The organism is Nitrospira sp. (assembly GCA_016788885.1).
Classification (GTDB): Bacteria; Nitrospirota; Nitrospiria; order Nitrospirales; family Nitrospiraceae; genus Nitrospira_A.
In genome coordinates this window covers 117,660-138,515 of the sequence record JAEURX010000006.1, presented here as the reverse complement: position 1 = coordinate 138,515, position 20,856 = coordinate 117,660, and the positions used below count along the sequence as shown (strand labels likewise).

At 60.3% G+C, this 20,856-nt stretch carries 22 protein-coding genes; 19 read left to right on the top strand and 3 right to left on the bottom strand.

The genetic code is table 11. From position 1 onward, the window contains the following. Positions 1-11: 11 nt before the first annotated feature. The 9 genes from gmk (at position 12) to thiE (ending at position 7,045) form a co-directional block, all read left to right on the top strand. Positions 12-728, top strand: coding sequence for a guanylate kinase (gene gmk / locus JNL86_01135; GenBank protein MBL8041507.1), 717 nt, complete (start codon positions 12-14; stop codon positions 726-728). After that, on the top strand, positions 721-1,083 hold the full coding sequence (gene rpoZ, locus JNL86_01130; GenBank protein MBL8041506.1) for a DNA-directed RNA polymerase subunit omega: 363 nt from the start codon (positions 721-723) through the stop codon (positions 1,081-1,083). The genes gmk and rpoZ overlap by 8 nt, the downstream gene beginning before the upstream one ends. A 9-nt stretch (positions 1,084-1,092) precedes the next feature. Continuing rightward, positions 1,093-2,340 (top strand): bifunctional phosphopantothenoylcysteine decarboxylase/phosphopantothenate--cysteine ligase CoaBC, encoded by a 1,248-nt coding sequence (gene coaBC / locus JNL86_01125; GenBank protein ID MBL8041505.1) that lies wholly within the window; start codon positions 1,093-1,095, stop codon positions 2,338-2,340. Positions 2,341-2,350: 10 nt separating this feature from the next. Then, a complete protein-coding gene (locus JNL86_01120; protein ID MBL8041504.1) occupies positions 2,351-3,043 on the top strand; it encodes a tetratricopeptide repeat protein in 693 nt (230 codons plus the stop codon). Between the two features lie 125 nt (positions 3,044-3,168). Further along, positions 3,169-3,666, top strand: a complete 498-nt coding sequence (aroQ, locus tag JNL86_01115) for a type II 3-dehydroquinate dehydratase (protein ID MBL8041503.1) — start codon at positions 3,169-3,171, stop codon at positions 3,664-3,666. Positions 3,667-3,691: 25 nt separating this feature from the next. Continuing rightward, positions 3,692-4,252: an elongation factor P gene (gene efp, locus JNL86_01110; protein ID MBL8041502.1), complete on the top strand. Its 561-nt coding sequence runs from the start codon at positions 3,692-3,694 to the stop codon at positions 4,250-4,252. Positions 4,253-4,347: 95 nt separating this feature from the next. Further along, positions 4,348-4,827, top strand: a complete 480-nt coding sequence (gene accB / locus JNL86_01105) for an acetyl-CoA carboxylase biotin carboxyl carrier protein (protein ID MBL8041501.1) — start codon at positions 4,348-4,350, stop codon at positions 4,825-4,827. 181 nt (positions 4,828-5,008) lie between these two features. Then, positions 5,009-6,358, top strand: a complete 1,350-nt coding sequence (accC, locus tag JNL86_01100; GenBank protein ID MBL8041500.1) for an acetyl-CoA carboxylase biotin carboxylase subunit — start codon at positions 5,009-5,011, stop codon at positions 6,356-6,358. A 72-nt stretch (positions 6,359-6,430) separates the two neighbouring features. After that, positions 6,431-7,045: a thiamine phosphate synthase gene (gene thiE / locus JNL86_01095; GenBank protein ID MBL8041499.1), complete on the top strand. Its 615-nt coding sequence runs from the start codon at positions 6,431-6,433 to the stop codon at positions 7,043-7,045. On the opposite strand, the gene bioD is transcribed toward thiE, so the two are convergent. Next, the gene (gene bioD, locus JNL86_01090; GenBank protein ID MBL8041498.1) at positions 6,996-7,733 is read right to left on the bottom strand and encodes a dethiobiotin synthase; all 738 of its coding nucleotides are present in this window, start codon (positions 7,731-7,733) and stop codon (positions 6,996-6,998) included. The genes thiE and bioD overlap by 50 nt on opposite strands. Positions 7,734-7,902: 169 nt before the next feature. After that, on the bottom strand, positions 7,903-8,607 hold the full coding sequence (locus tag JNL86_01085; GenBank protein ID MBL8041497.1) for an SDR family oxidoreductase: 705 nt from the start codon (positions 8,605-8,607) through the stop codon (positions 7,903-7,905). Positions 8,608-8,630: 23 nt separating this feature from the next. Between JNL86_01085 and JNL86_01080 the strand changes: the two genes are divergently transcribed. Both JNL86_01080 and JNL86_01075 read left to right on the top strand, forming a co-directional pair. Then, a complete protein-coding gene (locus JNL86_01080; GenBank protein ID MBL8041496.1) occupies positions 8,631-8,777 on the top strand; it encodes a hypothetical protein in 147 nt (48 codons plus the stop codon). Beyond that, positions 8,774-9,679 carry a hypothetical protein gene (locus tag JNL86_01075; GenBank protein MBL8041495.1) on the top strand — a complete coding sequence of 302 codons (906 nt, stop codon included), beginning with the start codon at positions 8,774-8,776 and terminating at the stop codon, positions 9,677-9,679. Before JNL86_01080 ends, JNL86_01075 begins: the two co-directional genes overlap by 4 nt. Here JNL86_01075 and JNL86_01070 read toward each other — a convergent pair. Beyond that, the gene (locus JNL86_01070) at positions 9,569-12,550 is read right to left on the bottom strand and encodes a proline dehydrogenase family protein (protein ID MBL8041494.1); all 2,982 of its coding nucleotides are present in this window, start codon (positions 12,548-12,550) and stop codon (positions 9,569-9,571) included. The two genes, JNL86_01075 and JNL86_01070, sit on opposite strands and share 111 nt — an antisense overlap. A gap of 244 nt (positions 12,551-12,794) precedes the next feature. Between JNL86_01070 and JNL86_01065 the strand changes: the two genes are divergently transcribed. From JNL86_01065 to JNL86_01030, 8 genes are all read left to right on the top strand, one after another. Beyond that, the gene (locus JNL86_01065) at positions 12,795-13,628 is read left to right on the top strand and encodes a fatty acid desaturase (GenBank protein ID MBL8041493.1); all 834 of its coding nucleotides are present in this window, start codon (positions 12,795-12,797) and stop codon (positions 13,626-13,628) included. 160 nt (positions 13,629-13,788) lie between these two features. Continuing rightward, positions 13,789-14,676: an Mrp/NBP35 family ATP-binding protein gene (locus JNL86_01060; GenBank protein ID MBL8041492.1), complete on the top strand. Its 888-nt coding sequence runs from the start codon at positions 13,789-13,791 to the stop codon at positions 14,674-14,676. 44 nt (positions 14,677-14,720) lie between these two features. Continuing rightward, positions 14,721-15,026, top strand: a complete 306-nt coding sequence (locus tag JNL86_01055; GenBank protein ID MBL8041491.1) for a Rieske 2Fe-2S domain-containing protein — start codon at positions 14,721-14,723, stop codon at positions 15,024-15,026. A 69-nt stretch (positions 15,027-15,095) separates the two neighbouring features. Beyond that, positions 15,096-15,464, top strand: a complete 369-nt coding sequence (locus JNL86_01050) for a hypothetical protein (GenBank protein ID MBL8041490.1) — start codon at positions 15,096-15,098, stop codon at positions 15,462-15,464. A 6-nt stretch (positions 15,465-15,470) separates the two neighbouring features. Next, a complete protein-coding gene (locus JNL86_01045) occupies positions 15,471-15,824 on the top strand; it encodes a hypothetical protein (GenBank protein ID MBL8041489.1) in 354 nt (117 codons plus the stop codon). 128 nt (positions 15,825-15,952) lie between these two features. After that, positions 15,953-16,396, top strand: a complete 444-nt coding sequence (locus JNL86_01040; protein MBL8041488.1) for a DUF4124 domain-containing protein — start codon at positions 15,953-15,955, stop codon at positions 16,394-16,396. A 190-nt stretch (positions 16,397-16,586) separates the two neighbouring features. Beyond that, positions 16,587-17,768: a hypothetical protein gene (locus JNL86_01035; protein ID MBL8041487.1), complete on the top strand. Its 1,182-nt coding sequence runs from the start codon at positions 16,587-16,589 to the stop codon at positions 17,766-17,768. Then, a complete protein-coding gene (locus JNL86_01030; protein MBL8041486.1) occupies positions 17,765-20,854 on the top strand; it encodes a DNA polymerase III subunit alpha in 3,090 nt (1,029 codons plus the stop codon). The genes JNL86_01035 and JNL86_01030 overlap by 4 nt, the downstream gene beginning before the upstream one ends. Positions 20,855-20,856: the final 2 nt, after the last annotated feature.

Below are 20,856 nucleotides of genomic sequence, written 5' to 3'. Positions count from 1 at the left end.
AGCCTGATTCTATGAGCACCGCGCCCGTTCCAACCAACGAGAAACCGGCACAAGTACGACGAGGCATTCTCTTCATCATTTCCGCGCCATCGGGAAGTGGAAAGACGACGCTGTGCAAACAGCTCACGGCCAACGTCCCCGGTCTCTGGCATTCGGTGTCCTACACCACAAGAAAGCCGCGGCCGGGAGAGGTCGACGGCAAGGATTACCATTTCCTGGACGAGACGGCCTTCCGGCAGATGATCGACAAGAACGAGTTTGTCGAATGGGCCCATGTCTACGGCAACTTGTACGGGACCCCGCGCAAGGAATTGACGGAACAAATAGAGCAGGGCATCGATGTCCTCCTCGAAATCGACGTGCAGGGTGCCCGCTCGGTGAAAAAGAAGTTTGAGGACGGCGTCTATATTTTCATTCTTCCGCCTTCGTTTGACACCCTGCGCACCAGGCTGCAGAACAGGGCCGGAGACTCGCCGGAGGAAATTCAACGCCGCCTGCAGAAGGCCAAGGAAGAAGTGTGGAGCTACCGCGAGTATTACTACATCGTGCGGAACGACGATCTGAAACAATCGTTGAAAGAACTCGAAAGCATTTTTCTGGCGGAACGAACCAAAACCAAACGCCTGAACATGACGTGGTTGGAAGAAAAGTTTATTCTCGACAAAGAGGGCAAGCCGGGCCACAACGCTCAGGCCCCCGCATCAAAGGAGCAGTCGAATCATGGGTGAAATGTTGACGTTATTGCCTGAATACTCCAGCGAAGAATTCGATTCACGCCACCGTCTGGTAATCGTGGCTGCGCAGCGGGCCAAGCAGTTGGTGCAGGGGGCGCGCATGACCGCGTCATCCAAGTTCACCAAAGAAACCAGCATCGCGCTCGACGAAGTCCTGCGTCACAAGGTGAAGTTCCTCGTGGGCAAGGAAGCCCGTGACGCCATCAAGGAATCCAAGAGGGTGAAGGAAGGCGAAACCGAACGGCTCGCCATGATGACCGGAGAAGACGCCAAGGAAATCAAGAAAGAGCTGAGCGTGTACGTCGACGATACCGCCAAACCGGCTGCCGCCCCGGAGGGCGAGGAGTAGTCTTCGTTCGTGCAGACCACCGGCCCCTCACTCCCGGGTGTCCGCCTTGTGCTCGCCGTCACGGGGAGTATCGCCGCCTATAAAGCGGTGAGTCTTCTACGCCTGCTTCGGCGTGAAGCCGCGACGGTGAACGTGGTCCTGACCGCAGGCGCCTGCCGCTTCGTCACGCCGCTGACGTTTGAAGTTCTCTCCGGCTCGCACGTCGCTACCGATCTCTTCGAAGCCCATCAGGAGATGCTCCATCTCTCGCTTCCGGAGCAGGCCCAGGCCATTGTGATTGCACCGGCCACGGCCAATTGCCTTGCCAAGGCCGCGCTTGGACTCGCCGACGATCTCCTCTCAACGATGCTTCTCACAACCCAGTGTCCCGTGATTATTGCTCCCGCCATGGACGGGGACATGTGGCAGCACCCGACGGTCGTGGAACATGTGGCCGTTCTCAGGGCGCGCGGGGCAATCATCGTTGAGCCGGAAGAAGGCCCCCTCGCGTCCGGCCGATCCGGCCAGGGACGATTAGCGGATGAACAACGCATCCTGGCAGCCATCCATACCGCACTATACCCACGACAAGACTGGGCGGGTCGGCGGGTGCTCATTTCCGCCGGGCCGACTCAAGAGGCGATCGATCCCGTGCGGTTTATTTCCAACCGGTCGTCGGGAAAAATGGGGTATGCCCTGGCCGAAGCCGCCAGGGCGCGCGGAGCGGAGGTGGTGCTCGTGTCAGGGCCGACGGCGCTTGCTGCGCCGACCGGAGTCGAGCGGTGTTCCGTCACCACCGCCGAAGAGATGCGAAAGCTCATCATGAGCCGCTTCGCCTGGAGCGACACCATCATCATGGCCGCCGCCGTCGCCGATTTTCGTCCCACACAACCTTCAACCCACAAACTCAAAAAGCGCCATCGCCCGGTCACGCACCTCGACCTGACCCCGACAGAAGATATTCTCCAAGAATTGGGAACTCGCCGCACCACGCAGTTCCTTGTCGGGTTCGCGGCAGAAACTGAGGATCTCCTTGCCCACGCAAGGGAAAAACTGCATGCTAAGCACGTCGACCTGCTGGTCGCCAACGATGTCTCGGCGGCAGGCTCGGGTTTTGGATCGGATACCAACCGGGTCGTCCTGCTTGGCGCCGACGGCCAGGCCGAGGAGGTCCCGCTGCTACCCAAGCGCGAGGTCGCAGACCGGATTCTCGACCGGATCCTGGCATTGCCGACCGGTCGTCGGACGACGAAAAAACCCGTGCGGTCTCATCGGTAAGGAGCACCCCGTGGCAGCATCCCCTCGCATCGACTCGGCCATCGCCGCGGAAATCGATCGGTTGGCGACGGCCGTGGCCAAAGATCCGCGCTCCAAAGAATTTCTTCCCCTCTCGGATGAATACATCAAAGCGGGCATGTGGCAGGAGGCCGCCGCCGTCCTCGAGGACGGCCTCAAAGCCTATCCTGGTTTCGTGACGGCCATGGCGGCGCTGGGGCGAGTCTACGACCAGCTTGGCCAAGCAGCAAAAGCCAAGGCCATTCTCGAAGACGTCGTAAAACAGCGCCCCGACAATCTGCGCGCACACCGTATCCTGACCAGGCTCTATCAGAGCGAGGGACAGACCGAACTCGCGCTGCATTCCTGTACGGCCATCCTCAACGCCAATCCCTTCGACGATGAGGCACTCTCATTGAAGCGGGCCATCACCGGCACACCGGCCGAGGCGCCACCCACGAAACGCGAAAAGAAGCGTCTTGAAGCAGACGCCAAAGTCGAAAAACTACAGACTGCGAGCCTCGTGATGGCCGGTTCGAACTCGGTCCCGACCATCGGTCCCGCTGCAGACACATCATCGGCCACGCCGGTGACGGTCCCCACGCCGGAACTGCCCGCCGTCAAACATACGGCGGCCATCGCTCGCCTCGAGGCCTGGCTCGAAACCATTCAAACAAGACGCCAGAGTGAACGCCCTCCACGTTAGCCTCCTTTCTCCCGTTCCATCTTCGAACAGCGTTTGACCCACCCCTGGTAGCCTGTTAGAATGCCGCCGCTGCTGGCATCCCTATCCATTGCAGCCTTCTGACAACCGGGGCGCGCGACAGACACATGCTGCGGCTGCTTGTGCTTCATGGTCCCAATCTCAATCTCCTGGGGACGAGAGAACCGTCTGTCTACGGACACCTGTCGTTGCCGGACATCGACAAGTCCATCGCCCGGCGCGCCGCCGAGTTGGGGGTTGCGGTCCAGACCAAGCAGAGCAATGTGGAGGGAGAGCTGGTCACCTGGATTCAGAATGCCAGGGGGCATTTCGACGGAATCATCATCAATCCGGCTGCGTATACCCATACCAGCATCGCGATTCGTGATGCGATTGCCGCCGTCGCACTGCCCACGGTGGAAGTCCACCTGTCGAACATTCATCAGCGGGAGGAGTTTCGCCACCACTCCTTCATCGCAGGAGTCGCATTGGGCCAGATAGCGGGATTCGGTCCGACTGGATATCTGCTGGCACTGAACGCGTTAACCGCCCATTTTGAAACCAGTGGCACACCGTCCCGCCAGCTGGGGGACGTGAAGAAGAAACCTACGGCTTCGCGCCGTTGAACCTGTTGTACCAAGGAGAGTTGTTGTGATTTCGACCGCAGAGTTTCGGAACGGCAGCCCGTTGATGGTAGAAGGTCAACCCTTTTATATCGTGGAATTCCAGCACGTCAAACCCGGCAAGGGTGGGGCATTCGTCCGAACGAAGCTGAAGAGCTATCTGTCCGGCAACGTCCTCGACCGGACCTTCCGCTCCGGAGAAAAATTCGACACCCCCGCGATCGACGAATGCGATATGCAGTTTCTCTACGCCACGAACGACTCCTACACGTTCATGGATACGGAAACCTACGAGCAGTCGACCTACGAAAAGAGCCAATTGGGCAGCAACGCCGACCTACTCAAAGAAAATATGATCGCCAAGATCCTCATTTACGAGCACAGGCCAATCACCGTCGTGCTGCCGAACTTCATCGAACTGAAGGTCGTAGACGGGGAACCTGGCGTGCGGGGCGATACGGCTTCCGGCGGGAGCAAGCCGGTGACGGTCGAAACAGGCGCCACGATCAAGGTGCCGCTGTATCTGGAGATCGGGGAAACCATCCGCATCGATACCAGAACTCGTGAATTTGTGGAGCGCGTGCGTTGAGCCCATCACGTAAAAAGACAGGCAAAGGCCGGGCCGCCGATAAACCGATTGTCCTCCCGAGCGCATTCGCCCCTCGCACACAAGGGGCCGACCAGATGCTGCTGCAGCCGGAACATGCCGCACAAATCCAGCAACTGGCCGATCTGTTGAAGCGCAACCACCTGACGGAATTGGAAATCGAACGCAGCGGCATGCGGATTCGTCTCCGACATGAACCGGCCGCTCGCACGACCACGACACACACCGTGGAAACCGTGCCGCACCAATCGACGTCGACCGGGACAGCTCCGGCGGCGCAAGCCCGGCAGCCTGCCGACACGGAAGGCCTGGTGACGATCACATCGCCGATCGTCGGCACCTTCTATCGATCGCCGTCTCCCGATGCCGACCCCTATGTGGAAGAGGGGGACTACGTCAGGAAGGGCCAGGTCTTGTGCATCGTCGAAGCCATGAAGTTGATGAACGAGATCGAATCCGAAGCCGACGGCAGGATTACGAAGATTCTGGCGGAGAGCACCAAACCCGTCGAATATGGACAGCCGCTCTTCTTGATCGACCCCGGCGCCACACCCTAGACGCAGCGGTCATGGGGATTCGTGATGGGACTGGTCCTGGGCGTTCCTACCTCACATGAGTTTCCAGCCATACACAGGCTCTCGCCGGACCGGGCCGCGGATCTTGATCGCGTGACCGTCTTCGCGACAACGACATGGAGAATGAGACACACACCTGACATGACGCGCACCGGAGTATCTCGTGTTTAAAAAAGTGTTGGTTGCCAATCGCGGAGAAATTGCGCTCAGGGTCATTCGGGCGTGCAAGGAACTCGGCGTCAAAACCGTCGCGATTCACTCTGAAGCCGACGCCGCGAGCCTGCATGTGCGGGCGGCGGACGAACATGTGTGCGTTGGCCCGCCGGAAGCCGCGCTCAGCTATCGCAATATTCCGAATGTGCTCAGCGCCGCCGAAGTCACCGGTGCGGATGCCATCCATCCCGGCTATGGGTTCCTGTCCGAGAACGCGCACTTCGCAGAAGTTTGTGAATCGATCGGCATCAAGTTCATCGGCCCAACCTCAGAAAACATCGCCTTGATGGGGGACAAGTCCAAAGCCCGCGAAGTCGTGGCCAAGAAGGGCCTCCCGGTCACGCCTGGCAGTCCCGGCGAACTCCGGAGCGAACAGGACGCGCAGGAAGCCGCCAAGACGATCGGCTTCCCCGTGATTATCAAGGCCTCGGCGGGCGGGGGCGGACGGGGCATGCGTGTGGTGAACAAGCCGGAAGAACTCGCCCGCGCGTTTCAGGCAGCTCAGGCTGAGGCCAAATCCACCTTCGGGCATGATGGCGTCTATCTCGAGCGGTACTTCCTCGAACCCCGGCATATCGAGGTGCAGATCGTGGCCGACAACCGCGGCCATGTGGTCCATCTCGGTGAGCGTGATTGCTCGATTCAGCGTCGTCACCAGAAACTGGTGGAAGAAACCCCGTCGCCGGCCATTGATGAACGACTTCGGCGCGAGATCGGCCGAACCGCGGTCGAAGCCGTCAAAGCCATTCGGTACTGCAATGTCGGCACGGTCGAGTTCCTCCTGGACAAGGATCGTAACTTCTTCTTCATGGAAGTGAACACGCGCATCCAGGTCGAACATCCCATCACCGAAATGGTGACCGGCATCGACCTGGTGAAAGAACAGATCCGTATTGCCTCAGGCATGCCGCTCTCATTCAAGCAACCGGACATCAAACTAAATGGGCACAGTTTTGAATGCCGCATCAATGCCGAAGACCCGGAAAAATTCACGCCCTGCCCGGGACAGATCACGAAATACTCCGCGCCCGGAGGGTTGGGCATCCGTGTCGATTCAGCCATGGCACCGAATGCCACCGTGGTGCCGTACTACGACTCGCTCATCGCCAAACTTATCACTCACGGTCGGGATCGCCAAGAAGCCATGGCACGGATGCGTCGAGCCTTGGATGAATTCGTCATCGAGGGGATCAAGACCACGATCCCGCTCCACCGGAAGATTTTTAACGATCCTGACTTTCAAAAGGGGCATGTCTCCACGACGTTCCTCGACCGCTTCCTCGCCGGACAGTCGTCCTAGTCGATCGGCGAGGCCAGGGAGCACGCCACGCATCACGCCATTCACCAACAACTCCTCACCGGGTTGTACTTCGTGTTGGACCCGAGCGTCCGGCCGGATCGTCCGCTCGTCGACGTGCTCCGCAAGGCCGCCGCACTGGGCGTGCGTCTCTTCCAATATCGCGACAAACAGGCATCCATGAAGGCCGCCTACACCCAGGCTCTGGCCCTACGCCAGGCCGCGACGGAGGCTGGCGTTTGCCTCATCATCAATGATCGATGCGACCTCGCATTGGCCGTGAAGGCAGACGGAGTGCACCTCGGACAAGACGATCTGCCCGTCGCCGATGCGCGCAGAATCCTGGGACCTGACGCACTCATCGGGCTGTCGACCCATGGGCCTGAACAGGTTCGGCAAGCCGCACGGCTGAAACCGGACTATATCGGCTTTGGCCCGATTTTCAGCACGACCACCAAAGCCGACCACGATCCGGTCGTCGGCCTCGACGGGCTGCGGGCTGCCCGTGCGTTGACGACGATGCCGATGTTTGCAATCGGTGGCATCACGGCGGACAACGTGGAGGACATCGTCGCGGCGGGAGCGAATGGCGTGGCGGTGATCTCGGCGATTCTGAAGGCCCCGGACCTCGAGCAGGCGATCAAGACCTTCCAGCGACCCTGGGCCAGACCAGCTCGGCCAACTCCCTGATCGGAAGACTGTCGGCGGCCGCATCGACCGCATCGGGCCACGCACACTCCGCACAAGACTGATAGGGCAGTGGACCGAGCAACGGCACGGAGACTCGCTCGCGCAACAACGCCACCGTGGATTTCTGCTGTTCTTCCTGAACCGGATCGGCAAGTACCGCTGTTTCATTCAACACGAGCGCCACGACTGGAATCTTGCGATGCTCGAGCGCGTCCAGCGTCAGCAGTGCGTGGTTGATCCCGCCGAGCCCGACCCGTCCAACCAGGATGACCGGCAGCCGGAGACGGACGATCAAGTCCCGGAGATCCCACTGGTGTCCAATCGGCACCAACAGCCCACCGGCTCCTTCGACCACCACGCAGGCATGTCGAGCCGCAAGTTGCTCGTAACGGTTCAAGATGGTCTCGAACTCGATCACCTGTCCTTGCGACGAAGCGGCAGCGAACGGAGCCAGCGGTAAGGAAAATCGATAGGGCGATACCAGGTCGAGCGAATCCTCCACGCGGGATGCTGCGATCAAGCGCGCGGCGTCGCTTTGGTCCGGCGTACCACTGGAGACGCCGGTTTCAACCGGCTTCATCACACCGACGGCGCAACCCAGCCGCACCAGTCTCCGAGCCAAGGCCGCCGACACGAGCGTCTTCCCGACCCCCGTATCCGTCCCAGTAACAAACACCCCGTTCCCCATTCTCTATTCTTCCCATCTAGCGCATGTGAAACACACGGTATCGTTCTGTGGAATCGACGACTCAATGTCCCAGCGAGATGCTCAACACGACCGCCGGCAAGGCCGCAGAGAGTATGACGACTGAGGCATACGACCGAGCACGAAGATGGAGAGCGTTGTCAGCATCCTGCTAAAGAATCCGACTGTCCACATTCCACACCTGCCCCGACACATCGTGCAATTGCGCCAACCGACAAATGGTTTCGCTCACCTCATCCAAGTTGGAGAGACGCCCCAGCACATGTCCCCGCACGTCATCGGCGGAAGGATAGGCGTCACCGGCCAGTCCCGTTGCCTGCCACCCCGGACACACAAGATTAACCCGGATATTGTGCGGCCCCCATTCGCGCGCCGCTGTTTGCACGAGCCCTATCAGCCCAGCCTTGGAGGCCGCATAGGCCCCCTGGCCGCTCCTTCCATGCAACCCTGCATAGGACCCGATCACCAAGATGGAGCCACCTTCGGTCATCATCCCCGCTGCCGCCGTCGTCATCGTCCGATAGGTGCCACTCAGGTTCGTATCGATGATCCGCTGCCACTCATCCTCTGGGCAACGCACCACCAGATGGCTCGCTGCGATCCCGGCGTTGCACAGCAACACATCCAGCCGGCCTCGCGTGCGACGCAGGTCATCAACCATGGCCAGGACCGCTTCCCCAGATCGGATGTCCGCCTGGAACAGCGCACCCTGTCCACCTGCGGCCGTCAGTTCAGCAAGGGTCTCCTCCGCCGCCTCCTGTCGAGAGCAATAATGAACGCCCACCCAAAATCCGTCGCGGGCAAACGCGCGACAGAGGCGTCGACCGATCCCGCCCGAGGCGCCGGTCACCAGCACCGTACGAGATCCGGGAGAAGAAGATGATGATGGGTCTGTGTCCGGCATCACGGCTGGCGATTATGCGAGCCGCCAAGGGAGAAGGCAAGGCACCGCAGGCCGCCGGGAGCGTCTTGCTGCTGCACATCGGGTATGGTACGGTGATTTTTTTGACTGGAGGACAGCCGTGACAGTTCAGAATCTGCTTCGTTCGACCATGATCGCAGCGGGCTTACTCGGATCCGCGACCCTTAGCATCGGGCAGATTCCCGCCCAGGCAGCCGAAGGTGAACAGACTATCGCGCAGTCGGCTGATTATTTTCCTGACACCGTCGGCACACGCTGGCAATACCGGGGACAGATCTCGGAAGGCCCCCTCCAGACAATCGAGAATAAATACTTCAGCAACGTGTCGAGCGTCACCGGCACCCGCACGCTGAAGGGTGGACTCGTCGTCACCGTGTTTCACGACACGAATCCCGGTAACCATGGACCATCCGATAGTTTCTACCGGCGCGATGCGGCGGGGGTCGTCTATTACGGCTCCGAGCCAGGAACTCCGCTGGAGAAACAATTGACGCCCTATCAGATTATCCGCTTCCCGATGAAGGTGGCCCAATCGTTCCAGCAATTCAACCGGACTGACATCGATTTCGGCAGCGATATCGACGGAGACGGGACCAACGAACATGTCGATGTGGAAGGACTGTCGACGGTGATGGGCCAGGAATCGATCACGGTCCCGGCGGGAACCTATCCGGACGCGGTCCGGGTGGAAGCACGCATGACGCTCAAAATCCGCCTCTCCTCAGTCGATCGCACGGCGGTCGGCACCGATGTAATGACGGCCTGGTTTGCTAAGGGCGTGGGACTGGTCAAGTACATCGAACGGCAGGAATTGGCCGCGCTGAAGGACGACCGCGGAAACATCACGGACATCACCGAGGAACTGGAAGAGGTCAGCGTGAAGTCGGCACCAGGGCTACAGGGTCGGCACGAATCCGCGCCGGAGGGTTTGTTCGCTGACGACGCGAGCCACCAGAAATTGTTTCAGGTACTCTTCGCCCCCGGCCTTCGCGCCTACGCCAGATAACCGGTGCCCGCCGAATGGTTGGCGGCCGACCAAAGCGCCGGTAATGGGGCGGTTGATGTACACATTCCCGACATCGAACGCTTCACGAACGCGTGCGATGTGACGGGGACTGCGCGAGTAGAGACCGCCGGTCAGCGCATAGGCCGTGCTGTTGGCATACTCCAACGCCTGGTCGAATGAGGCCGTGCGCATCACGGCCAGGATTGGACCGAAAATCTCTTCCTGCGCCAACCGGTGCGCAGGTTCAATGTCCACAATCACGACCGGGCCGATCGAATACCCAGGTCCTTCCGCCGAGCAGTCCACCAGCACCCGCCCTTCACGCCGACCAATCTCGAGATACTCCAGAATACGGTGTTTCGCCCGCCCATCGATGACCGGGCCAACCTGAGTCGCAGGATCGTCTGCCCTGCCGACACGGAGACTCATCACCGCATCGCTGAGCCGGTCGAGAAACGCATCGTGAATTGAGTCCACGACGATCACCCGCGAACAGGCCGAACATTTCTGTCCTGCATACCCGGTGAACGACTGCACCACGCCGGTCACGGCTTCATCGAGATCAGCCGTCTCATCGACGATAATGGCATTTTTTCCGCCCATCTCGGCGATGACCCGCTTCACAACACGTTGCCCCGGCTGTTGAACCGCAGCCGCCTGCATGATGCCCAGGCCCACGTCCTTCGATCCGGTAAAGGCAATCGTGTTGACCGCCACCGACGCGACCAACTCGCGCCCGAGCTGCGGCCCCCCCGGAACATATTGCAACAGCCCCTTCGGCACACCGGCATCGAGCATGATCTGCGCCAATTGGTAGCCCATCGCCGAGGAACGTTCAGAGGGCTTGAACAGAACCGGATTGCCTGTGACCAAGGCCGCCGACACCATACCGGTGGGGATCGCCAGCGGGAAATTCCATGGAGCAATCACCACGGTCACGCCGCGCGGACTCCACAGCACCTCATTGAGTTCACCGGGATAACGGCCCAGACGGGGCGGAGGATCGAGTCGTGCCATTTCGCCGGCGTAATACTCCAGAAAATCGATCGCCTCCGCGACATCGGCATCGGCCTCCCGCCAGGGTTTGCCTTCCTCGAACACTTCCCACGCTGCCAGATCCCAACGTTGCTCCCGCATCAGGGCGGCAGCCTGCCGCATCACCGCGACACGGTCAGCAACCGGTCGTATACTCCAGGACTCTTCGGCGGCCTCGGCAATCTTGGTAAGCGCCGGGATATCGGAAGGCTGATAACTCTGCACCACCGCGACGAGCTGATCCGGCCGACTGGGATCATACGTCGACAAATCAGGCCCCGTTGGCAAATGGGCAACGACCTTTGATAAGTCGAGTCGTTGCCCCAATTGCTTGCGGCGGCGAACGATCGCATCGGCCATGGCAATACGGACGGGCGCACGCGAAAAATCTGCAACCGGTTCGTTCACAAATTCCTCGGGTGATGCAGAGCGAAAGGACTTGTGCTCGACCGGCGCGGAAGGTCGAGGCTGAGACAACGCACCATCAGGAGCCGACAACAACAACGACAGCGGCTGCGACTCCACGTATTCCTTCCGCAGAAACGATTCATTGGAGGTGTTCTCCAGCAAACGGCGCACAAGATACGCCATGCCGGGCAAGAGCTCACCGACCGGCGTATAGAGCCGCACGCGCCGCCCCCGGTCGTGCATCGCATGTTGAAACGGTTCCGCCATGCCGTAGATCATCTGATACTCCCAGGCTTCCTGCGGCAGACTGAGCGCGTCCGCCACCGCCTCGATCACGGCCAGGCTGCGCAGATTGTGCGTGCCGAACGCCGGCCTGATCAGGTGTGACTGCTCCAGCAGCATACGAACCAACGATTCATAATTCACGTCGGTCTGGGACTTCTGTTCGAACAGCGGCATCGGCCACCCGCGCTGCCGATACCGGATCACATCGGAATCCCAGTAGGCGCCTTTCACCAGGCGGATCGTCATCGGCACCTGCCGGTTCTTGGTCCATGCCAACAAGCGCTGCACATCATCTCCGGTATCGGTGCGGTAGGCCTGCAGCGCGATACCCGCATGGGGGAAGGTGCGATACGACTCCTCTTCGAACAGGCGCATGAAGATGGACAGGATCAGCTCCTTGGTTTCCGCCTGCTCCATATCGAAAATGATGGAGGCGGGGAGTGTCCCGGCGAGATTCAAGAGCGGCCGCAGGCGAGCCGCGACGGCGCGGTAGCTGGACTCCGGATCGATGGGATCGAGCTGCGAATAGAGGGCCGAGATCTTGACCGACAGCTGCACGCGGGGCAGCGGGCCGAGATGGTCCCGCTCAAGCAATGACAAAGGCGGCCAAGCAGGACAAACATCGCCAAGTACCCGCAGGGCTGCCAGACAGCGATCCCGATAGGCATCCGCCTCCCGTTCGTTCACACTGGCTTCGCCAAGCAAATCCACGGAAAAGGCTCGGCCGTTCTCCCACAGTGTACGGAGCGCCGGCACCGCTTGCTCGATGGACGCGCCGGCAATGAAGCTGGTCGCCATCTGTTCCACCTGATGCCGGATCGCCTTTCCACTGAGTGCCGCGCCCAGTTTCGTAGAGGCGAGGGCCTTCAACCCCCACTGCGCGCCGAAGAGGTGCCCGCTCATGTCCCCGAAATATTCTTCCGCCAGACGCACGACCTGCGCATCGTCCTTCAGCGACGGCAACACATCGATGAATCGAAACAGCTGAGCTTTGAATGCCGGATCTTTCATGGCCAGGTTGATCGCCGCCTGCGACCACCAGCGGGAATCAAAGAGCCCCGGCGACAATCCGCTGGAACGGCGGGCCAGATCTTCACCGATGGCACGAATACGGGATTCGAGCAGGGCAGGGTCCAGAGTCATGTGGTCCTCCAGGACAGCATGAAGAGTGCGTTACTGCAGTATACACCGCGCTTCTATACTTGAGAATTTGATGGTCTATTCCAAGTCATCGTGCCTACACCCACGATCGGCGGTTCGTTCCCACACTTCTCCTCTTGAAAATGTGACAGCCGCTCCGTTACAGTGCGCCGTTTGCCTTGACCACTATCCTCAGTATGGCGGTGCACTGTGGCGATGAGTTGCGCACAGGTTCCGAAGGAGTACGATGGCCGACTCATCCACACAATCCGTCTGCTGGGGCACCGTGTCCCTCTTCACCGCGCTCACGATTCTGACCTTCGTCGGAGTTCCGCTCTTCGCCTACTACTACGACTATACGGTCCTTGATTGGACGCTGCTCGCCATTCTCTACATCGTCACCGGCATGGGCATCACGGTGGGCTACCACCGCATGATCACGCATCGCAGCTTCGAGAGCCATCCCTGGATCAAGATCTGCCTGTTGGTGATGGGGGGATGGGCCGTGCAAAACTCCGCCTTGCTCTGGTGCGCCGACCATATCCGCCACCACGCGCACACGGACGAGGAGGCAGATCCGTACAACGCAAGCAAAGGTTTTTGGCACAGTCATGTAGGCTGGCTGTTCATCAATACGCCTTATCGTGAAGACCGGTTCGCCGCCAAATTACGTACCGATCCGATGATTCTGTGGCAACACCGGTACTACTGGGCAATCGTGGCCTCGGGCCTGTTATTGCCCTTCGCGGCCGGGTACCTGAACGGCGGAATGATGAGCGGCCTCGGCTGTTTCTTACTCGCCGGCGTGTTACGCACGGTCCTGGTGCTGAATTCCACCTTTACGATCAACTCACTCTGCCACATGGTCGGCACCCAGCCGCACGGCACACAAGACAGCAGCCGGGATAGCTGGCTGATTTCATTCATCAGCTTCGGCGAGGGATACCACAACTACCATCATACCTATTCGCACGACTATCGAAACGGATCGAAATGGTACAACTTCGACCCGTCCAAATGGTTGATCTATACGCTCTCGCTGGTCGGGCTGACGTACAACCTCCATCGCGAGCGCACATAACCGGCGCCATCGAGACCGCTCCGTCTCGCACGAGTCCGGTCCCTTCTACCCAACGGCCCGCTGCGTCTACTGGCCCATTTCTTTTCGTCGCAACGATAGCTTAATATGCAACCAAGCTCCGGCGATTCCACCGGAACGGCGGGGCGGAGGAGGCATCACCATGGCAGAGGAACAACCGGGCGCACCGCACCAGGATGAGGCGGCCGCCAGACCCAATATCATTCCCGGAGTCAAACACGTCGTCGCCGTCAGCAGCGGCAAGGGCGGCGTCGGCAAATCCACCGTGTCGGTCAATCTGGCCGTCGCCCTCGCCCTGACCGGCGCCAAAGTGGGCTTGCTGGATGCCGATATCTATGGACCTAACATCCCGATGATGATGGGGGTCGAGAAAACCCCAGAACAGAAAGACGGCAAAATCGCGCCGGCGGAAAGCCACGGCGTCAAGTTGATTTCCATGGGATTTTTCGTCCCGGAAGACACCGCCGTCGTCTGGCGCGGACCGATGGTGCACACCGCGATCCAGCAACTCTTCCGGGATGTGTTGTGGGGCGAATTGGATTATCTGTTGATCGACTTGCCGCCCGGCACGGGCGACGCCCAACTCACGCTGACCCAGTTGGTGCCGCTCTCGGGCGCCGTCACGGTCACGACCCCGCAGGAAGTGGCGCTGCACGATGTGCGCAAGGGCATGATGATGTTCCAGAAGGTAAATGTGCCGCTCCTCGGCATCGTGGAGAACATGAGCTTCTTCGTCTGCGGACATTGCGGAGAGCGCACTGAAATTTTCTCTCACGGGGGCGGGGAACGGGCAGCCGAAAAGCTGGGCATTCCGTTCCTCGGACGGGTGCCGATCGATCCGGTCATTCGCGCCGGCGGGGATACCGGCAACCCGATTGTCGTCGCCAAGCCCGACTCGCCGCAGTCACAAGCCTTTCGCGAGATCGCGGCCAAGGTGGCCGCAGCGTTGCAAACAGGCGGGGTGTCGGCCACCAAGAGCCGCATCGAAAGTTTATTGGATAAAATCAAACGGCCGGCCACCGGTCGCTGACGGGGCCCCGGCTCAGGGAAGATTCAGGTACTCAGGGAGGATGTATGGGCGAGTTGATTAGAATCGCAGGAACCGCCGACGTGAAGCCGGGAGCCGGCATGGTCGCGGAAGTGAACGGAAAAGCCATCGCCCTGTTCAACGTGGACGGGACCTTTTATGCCATCGACAACACCTGTGTGCACCGCGGCGGCCCGCTGGGTGAAGGCGACGTCGTGGGCGATGTCGTGGCCTGTCCATGGCACAACTGGGAGTTCAATGTGAAAACGGGTGCCTGCATCAATAACCCTTCGGCCAAGGTGGCCGTGTATGATGTCACGGTCGAGGGCAGCGATATCAAAGTCCGGCTGTGATACAGAGCGCCGCGCACGACGTCGCCACAGCACAATGATCATGTCGAGACCACGTGAATGGAGGCTCTAATGGCGGACAATCAGCTGACCCCGAAACACATCGAGATCGCCGAAACCTTCGTGCGGCTCTATGTCTTTCTGACCCAGTACATCGACCGCTGCGAAGACGAAGCGGCACGGAAGGAATACCCCGAGGCCGAACTTCAAAAGCATCTGAGTGAGACTCGCGCCAAGATGATGGATATCCTCAAGGTGAATCCCGTCGTGAAGGGCAAGGTTGAGAAGGAATGCGAACGGGTGCTCGCTCTCGGGAGCAAGTGCCTCATGGGTGGAACGGAAAAGGTCGCTGCGCTCGATATTTTGGACGCCGAACGCGTCATCCTGAAAAATAAGACCATTGCACTCAGCGACCTGTTGGCCGTCTATCGCGCCTTGTAGGGAACGATGCCGGAACCGGCCGGAGAGAAGCATCAACTCGCCGGATTCGATGCCAGGGAGCGAGGCTTCAATCGCCCCGTGGAACTGCTCCGTACCTCATCCGGCTTCCAGGCGAGCTTGCGGTATGAAGCCGTGCATCTGGTCACCTCCGATACATCCACCACGGCCGATGCCTTGCAGCAGCTGATCCGCCTGTTACAGGAACAGGGTTACACAAACTTACGGAGCCAGCAAAGTTACCGCGACGGTGTCTACCTGGGTTCGCAGGAACCCTGGATCGAATATCCGGACCGGCAACCGGAGCCGGAAGTCGGACTGCTGGGGCTGATCAAAAAATGGCTGGGGCGTTCACCCGGCTGACGTCCCCCGCGTCGTTCCTTGTCGATTGACAGGTCTCCGTTCCGCGCCTATAGTCGGTCATGCGTACGGGCATTTCATCGCCGGTGCCATCCATCATCTACCTGCGATCCCGCTCAGGGAAATCGACGATGATCTGGATTTACCTCCTGCCCGTCATGTTCGCAGTCCTGCTTCACTCGAACCCGGTCCAAGCAAAGATTTACAGCTGCGAAGGCCCGAACGGCAGCACGATGCTGACGGATCAGCCGAAGGGGAAACGCGGTTGTACGGCCGTACAGACTCCATCTCCTTCACCACCAGGCGGATTCACGCCACCGCTTGAAGAGCCGCCGCCAGCTCCGCCGGACCTTCAACCGAATGCATTTCTCCCATCCCAGCCGTTCTCGCCGATTCACCAGCAGGCTCCGCACCAGCAGGGCCCGAACGATCAGGCTCAACCGCCGACCGGTTCGCAGGCAGGAGGTGAGAAGGCTGCACCAGAGGCGCAACATTGTTCGCCGCGCGTGAATCCACTCAATCCCTTCGCCGGCATGAATTGTTCACCCACAGCCGACGAAACGAAAAAGCCCTAGCCCCTTCTCAATTGGCAGAACACGATCTGCCAGCAGAATAACTCCTTTCTCACGTTCTTTCCTTCGGCCCTCAGACTCTCCACGCTCACGTTTGTCGTTCCTCTGCAGTTGAGACGCTGGTAGTTTTCAGAGCCATTGACACCGTGCCCCTCTCAATGTAACCATTGGTTACACTCAAAAAGATACCATCATGGATCGCGACATCGTCTGTCTCCAAGTTCCGTCGTTCGAGATCGTGCTCGCGCGGACTCATGAGGCTTCATTGCGTCACCGACCGGTCGCCCTGGCGCCGATCCATACGCCGCGCGGACTGGTCCGGGAAGTCTCGCAGGAAGCCGTTGACGAGGGTGTCCTGCCGGGCATGTCTGTCGAACTGGCCCGCCGATTGTGCCCCAGCCTTCGTGTGATCCCGCCGGACTCGACGAGAACGCAGGCGGCGCATCGCGAATTGCAACAAGCGATCATGCCCTTCGCGCCTGTGTGGGAATCAATCCGTCCCGGTTCGCTCTTTCTCGACCTCACCGGCACACAACGACTCTTTGGACATCCCATTGATACGGCCGCCCGCCTGGAACGAGAACTGACCGGCAAATGGGGATGGCACAGCCAAATAGGGGTGGCTACGAACAAGCTCGTATCACACCTGGCGGCGACGACGCTGGAGAAGCCGCCGCAGATGCGTTCGATCTATTCCGGCTCCGAACAAGCCTTTCTCGCGCCTTTGCCCGCCACCCTGCTGCCGGGACTCAACCGAATGCAGGCCTCGCACATTCTTCACCGGTTGGACGATCTGAATTTGCGGACCTTGGGATCCATCGCCGACGTGTCATTGGTCCAGCTCGAAGCGGTGCTCGGGACAGCTGCCGGAGTGCTGCATGACTGGGCCGTGGGTATCGACCATTCGCCTGTCCGTCCATCGGTCGACCAGCCGCTGATCGAACAATCTCTCACTCTCAATCCGGACGAAATCGACGATCAACTCATACTGGGACGGCTGTCCCGGCTGATCGAACGGATCTGCGCCATACTCCGGCAACAACGGCGTATCTGCAGGCGCCTGTCGCTGGCGCTCCGCCACAGCGACCATGTCGAACGCATGGCCCAGCACCTCTTGCCGCACGGCACCTATTGGGAGGCGGATCTCCAGCCCGTACTCGTCCAGCTCTTTGCCCGATGTTTCCGGCGCCGGGTCAGGCTCCAGCGAATCATCCTGCGCGCCGATTGCCTGGAACCGCTGGCCGAGCAACTGCGGCTGTTCGATGAGCCGGCCATGACGGTCCAGCCGGCATCCCATCGACTCTCCCTAGTCCTTGATGCCATTCGCGCGAAATTCGGCGAACGGGCGATTGCGTGGGGAAAGACCTTGCCATGACCACCACGCCCTTCGTGCACCTGCACGTCCACTCGGACTATTCAGCCATGCGCGGCGTGTCGTCGCTGGAAACATTGTGCCGGCTGGCGAAGCGGCAAGGACTCGGCGCACTGGCCGTGACCGACACGAATGGCCTCTATGGGGCCATACGATTTATCGAAGAAGCGAGACATGAAGGCCTACGACCGATCCTGGGCGCCGAATTGACGACCGAATCCCGCCGCGCCCTGTTATGGGTGAAAACTCCCGGCGGCTATGCCAACCTGTGCCGCCTGCTCTCCGAACGCCATTGCGAGCCCTCGTTCTCCTTCATCGAGGCCGTGGCGCGCTATCGCGACGGCTTGATCATTGCGACCGACGACCAAGCCGCTCTCGAGGCCTGGTCGTCGGATGACCCACAGGACCTCTACGTCGAATTGACACCGGGGCCAGCCATGCAGCAGACGCTCGAGATCGGCCGTCGCATCGGCTTGCCGTCCGTCGCGACCAACCGTGTGTATTTTGCTCGAGCCGACGGCTTCGCGACCCATCGCCTCTTGCGCGCGATCGCCCTCAATCAGACGTTCTCCCGCCTGCCGCAAACAGCCTGCTGCCATCCGCAGCAATGGCTTATGCCGCCGGAGCGGATGGCGGCGGCGTTTCCCCATGTCCCGGAGGCGCTGGACAACAGCCTGCGCATCGCCGAGGCGTGTCATAGTGACTGGTGTTTCGGCGACCAGATCTTTCCGGCATTCCGCCAGCTCACCGACCATGAGGCGTTCCTGACGCTTAGAGACGACACCTATGCCGGCGCGCAAGAACGCTATGGCCTGCTGTCGGAGGAAGTCCGCGCGCGAATCGAGAAGGAACTGGCCGTCATCCGCGAGAAACACTTCGCGAACTATTTCCTGATCGTCAAAGAAATTCTGATGCAAGAACCATTGACCTGTGGCCGCGGCTCGGTGGCCGCTTCGATCGTCTCCTATTGCCTCAAGATCACGCATGTGGATCCGCTCAAACATCATTTGTTTTTCGAGCGATTTTTAAATCCCGGCCGAAAGGATCCGCCCGACATCGACATCGATTTTCCGTGGGACACACGCGAGGGCATCCTGAACTGGGTCTTCCGGCAATACGGCGAACGCCAGGCGGCGATGGTGGCGAATCAGAACAGTCTCGGGTTTCGCGCAGCCATCCGCGAAACGGCAAAGGTCTACGGCATGCCGGCCGACGAAATCAGCGTCATGTCTGCGCGGGTCTCTCGCCAGCAAGCGATCCTGGACTTTTCCACTTCGCCGACCCCGGAGCAATGGCTCAGCCAGCTCTCCCAGACCTTGCGGCTGAAGGCACCTTGGCCTGAGATCCTCGAACAGGCGCGACGAGCGCAGAACCATTTTCGCCATCTCTCCATGCATTGCGGGGGAGTCGTGATCGTGCCGGATGACATCCGCCGCTACGTGCCGGTCGAATTCACCGCCAAGGGGCTGCCGGTCATTCAATGGGAAAAGGATCAAGCAGAGGAGGCGGGCCTCGTCAAGATCGACCTCTTGGGCAACCGGTCGCTCGCAGTCATTCGCGATGCGCTCGACGCCATTGCCCGCCATACCGGTCGCACGATCGAGTATGCGAGCTGGGATCCGCTTCACGATGATGCGACGCAAGACCTGATCCGGCGCGGCGACACGATCGGGTGCTTCTATATCGAATCGCCGGCGACCCGCCTCCTGCTCAGAAAACTATGGAGCGGCATGCCGCCGGACCGGCTCGCCGTGGCCGACGTATTCGAATATCTCGTCATGGTCTCGTCGCTCGTGCGGCCGGCGGCCATCACCTTCGTGCACGACTTCGTCCGGCGGGCCCATGGCCATCCGTATAAGCCGCTGCATCCATTGATGGACAACATGCTGCAAGAAACCCACGGCATCATGGTCTATCAGGAAGACGTCACGAAAGTGGCCATGGCGCTCGCCGACTTCTCCCTGGAAGATGCGGATCAGCTACGCAAGGTCATCAGCAAGAAGCATAAGTCGCGGCAGTTGCGGGATTACTATCATCAGTTCTGCCGCGGCGCCGCACAGAACGGAGCATCGCCTGACACCATCAACAACATTTGGACGATGATCATGAGCTTCGCGGGCTACAGTTTCTGCAAACCCCATTCGGCCAGCTATGCCCAGGTCTCCTTCAAATCCGCCTATCTGCGCGCGCACTATCCGGCGGAATTCATCGCATCCGTCATCAGCAACCAAGGCGGATTTTATTCGGCCTTCGCCTACGTCTCCGAAGCGCGCCGCATGGGACTCGCCATTTTGCCGCCCGACGTCAACGCCAGTGACTGGGCCTATCGCGGCGAAGGCGATCGCCTGCGGATCGGCCTGATGCAGGTGAAGACGCTTCAGAAAGACCTCGGCGAACGTATCGTGAAGGAACGGGCAGAAGCCGGCCCCTATCGCTCATTCGAGGATTTCCGGCGGCGCGTCAATCCTCACCCGACGCAGACACGAGCGCTGATCCGAGCCGGCTGCTGCGATTCCCTCGCCGGCGAATTGACGCGACCGGCCTTGCTCTGGCGGCTGTATGCGGAGGAGCAACGCCACGCTGGGCCGCTCCCGATCCCGGAGGACTATACAGAACCCCTTAAGCTGGCCCATGAAATCGAGTCGCTCGGCTTTTTGGCAAGCCGCCATCCACTGACCCTCTATCGCCATTCAATCGAACAGCTGCGGCCAGTGCCCGCTTCACGCATGCACCATCATGTCGGGCAGCGAGTTACGATGGTGGGATGGCTGGTTACCGAAAAACCGGTGGAGACGCGCCGCGGACAGGCGATGGAGTTTGTGACGCTCGAAGATACCACCGCCCTCTATGACGCCACGCTGTTCCCGAACGTCTATCGCCGCTGCCATCAGCTCCTGGCTGCCAACCGGGCCTATCTCGTGCGAGGGCTGGTGGAAGCAGTCTTCGACGTGGTGACGTTGACCGTCACCGAGCTGCAGCCGCTCGACGCCGAGCCGGTACGCGAGCCTGCATGGAACGGCGCTCGGGACGCATGGTATGGTGAATCATGCGACGATCGCTCCGATCAGCCGCCTCCACGCATCGCTTGATT